The organism is Roseateles sp., from assembly GCF_036486225.1.
GTDB lineage: Bacteria > Pseudomonadota > Gammaproteobacteria > Burkholderiales > Burkholderiaceae_C > Roseateles.
The window spans coordinates 1-2,338 of the sequence record NZ_DASVNZ010000302.1 but is presented as its reverse complement, the minus strand read 5'-3'; the positions used below and the strand labels follow the sequence as shown (position 1 = coordinate 2,338).

The 2,338-nt window shown below is 68.9% G+C and carries 2 protein-coding genes; both read right to left on the bottom strand.

Going from position 1 to position 2,338, the window contains the following annotated elements:
* Window positions 1-280: 280 nt before the first annotated feature.
* The gene (locus tag VF536_RS19875) at window positions 281-1,447 is read right to left on the bottom strand and encodes a glycoside hydrolase family 99-like domain-containing protein (protein ID WP_331616604.1); all 1,167 of its coding nucleotides are present in this window, start codon (window positions 1,445-1,447) and stop codon (window positions 281-283) included.
* 5 nt (window positions 1,448-1,452) lie between these two features.
* Window positions 1,453-2,338, bottom strand: an 886-nt coding sequence (locus VF536_RS19870) for a hypothetical protein (RefSeq protein WP_331616603.1), incomplete at its 5' end; no start/stop codon positions are given.

The following is a 2,338-nucleotide window of genomic DNA, read 5'->3' as shown; positions in this document are numbered from 1 at the left end:
CGAATTCCTCTCGTTGATCCTTCACGGTGACTGGGCTCCAGGGCAACTTCGTCCTCCCGCTGACTAGGCGGGAAAAGTGTTACCCATGTCCCGGCACACCTGTTACCCATGTCCTCGGTCCAAACAGCAAGCGGGAGAGGGAGTAATTCCCTCTGTCCGCTACCATCTCTTCCTCGCGGGAGAAGCAGCCATCTGGTCGGCTCGGTGCATTCTCACTCCCTCTCCCGCTTGCGGGAGAGGGCGGGGTGAGGGCCAGCGGCCGGCGCAGTACGGCCGGCCTTCAGTCCTTGTGCTTCAACGCGTCCCGCGTCGCTTCCAGCAGCGTGCGGCCGTTCACCGCATCGGGCTCGAGATGGTTGCCCTCGGCCCATTCGTTCCACGCATTGATGAACACGACCTGACGCTTCGGCGGCTGGTGCTTTCGCGTCCACGCGAGCGCCGCTTCGAGCCAGCGGCGATAGCGCTGCGGCGTGTTGTTCATCAGGATCGTCGCACCGCCGGAGGACCGCCGCGCGCTGTTGTCGAAGCCGGGGCTGACGCAGCGCAGGAAGGGATAGTCCGGCGCCGGCTTGGCCAGCACGCCGTCGACCATGCGGTCGTAATCGAAGAAGTTGTGCTCGCCGTAGGCCTTGGGCAGGAAACCCAGCTTCATCGCGAGCTTGGACTTCCAGCCGGTGAAGTGCTTCCCGCCCAGGCGCCGCCAGTCCGGCGCGAACTCGATCGACAGGTCCAGGCCCACCTGGCGCGGATCGGCGCCGGAGCCGGTGCCGCTCCACTCGAACTGCGCCAGCGTCAGCTCGCCGACGCCCTCCTCGCGCGCGATGCGGCGCCAGGTCGCCAGCGTGCGTTGCGGATCGGGCAGGTGATCGACCTTGTAGACGATGAACAGCGGCTTGCCGTCGATGCGGATGTAGCGCGGATCGCGGAAGTGCGGCAGCAGCGTGCGGATGTGCGCCTCGTCGTCCTCGTCCGAGTAGCGCTGCTCGATCAGCATCTCCCGGTCCTTGCCGTTCCAGGCGCGGGTCCAGTTCTCGTTGGCCCAGGCCAGGCAGTAGGGGAAGTCGGGCTCGCCGCTGGCGCGGATCTCCTCGATCGGGCGCTCCATCAGGCGCTCGCCGGTGAACCAGTAGTGGTAATAGCAGAAACCGCCGATGCCGTACTCCCGTGCCAGGTCAGCCTGCGCCGCGCGGGCCTCGGGCAGCCGCAGGTCGTAGAAGCCGAGCTCGCCCGGCAGGCGCGGCTGGTAGTGCCCCTCGTACAGCGGCTTGGCCTTGGCGACGTTGCGCCACTCGGTGAAGCCCCTGCCCCACCACTCGTCGTTCTGACGGAACGGGTGGAACTGCGGCAGCACGATGGCGATGGCCAGCGGGTTCTCCGGCGAGGAGGCCGGCATCGACGACGCGGCGGCGTCCGCGGGGCCCGGCGTGGCGAGGGGATCTGGCGACATGCGGTTCATCGGGAAGCGGCTTGGGAAACGGCTTGGGAATCGGCCTGGGAATCGGGGGCTTGCAGCGCTTCGCGCCATTGGGCGGCGATGGCGCGCGTGGAGTAGTCGCGCTCGATGACGGGCATCGCGGCGCGCGCGCGGGCGGCCAGCGGCGCCGGATCGGCGATGTGATCGGCGAGACGGGCCCAGTCGTCGAGCGCGCAGTGCGCGCGCCACGGCTGGTAGTCGGGCAAGGGGTCGGCCATCACCGGCACGCCCTGGGCCAGCGCCAGCAGCATGCGGTTGTTGCTCTTGGCCATCGTGAAGGCGGTCATGCGGGTGGGCAGCAGCACCAGGTCCTGCTCGCCGAGCAGCGTCAGGAAATGGAGCCGGTCCCAAGGCCGGTAGCGATGCGGGAAGGCGGCGCGACCGAGCAGCTCGCGGTAGCGCTGCTCGGAATTGCTGATCACCGTCAGCCGCAGCGGTTGGCGCCGCGCGGCGGCCTCGAGCAGCGGGATCAGCGGTTCGAGTTCAGCCATGCCGCCGGTCGCGTAAGCGCTGCCGTGATTGCCGAACCACACCAGTTGCTGCGCGACCCGACGCTGCGCGCGATGCTCGCGCAATTCGCGCCAGGCGCGCCACTGGCCGCTCCAGCGGCCGGGATGCATGCGGTGCGGCCAGGATTCGAAGTCCCGCGCGGCGGCTGGCGTCTCGACCGGATCGCCCACGACCCGCACCGGCGCTTCGGCGCGCAGGTCCGGCGGCAGCTCCGCCTCCAGCAAAGGCTTCAGGCCCGGCGAGGACACAGTGAACAGGGCGAACAGCGGCAGCACCTCGCGGTAGGCAGTCAGCAGCGCGGCACGCGCGGCATCGCCGGACTCGTTCAGGAAGTAGTTGTCGAAGCTGTCCAGC

Excerpts from the sequence above, each read along its gene's own strand:
- VF536_RS19875 (WP_331616604.1), bottom strand. The coding sequence starts at position 1,447 with ATGTCGCCAGATCCCCTCGCCACGCCGGGCCCCGCGGACGCCGCCGCG.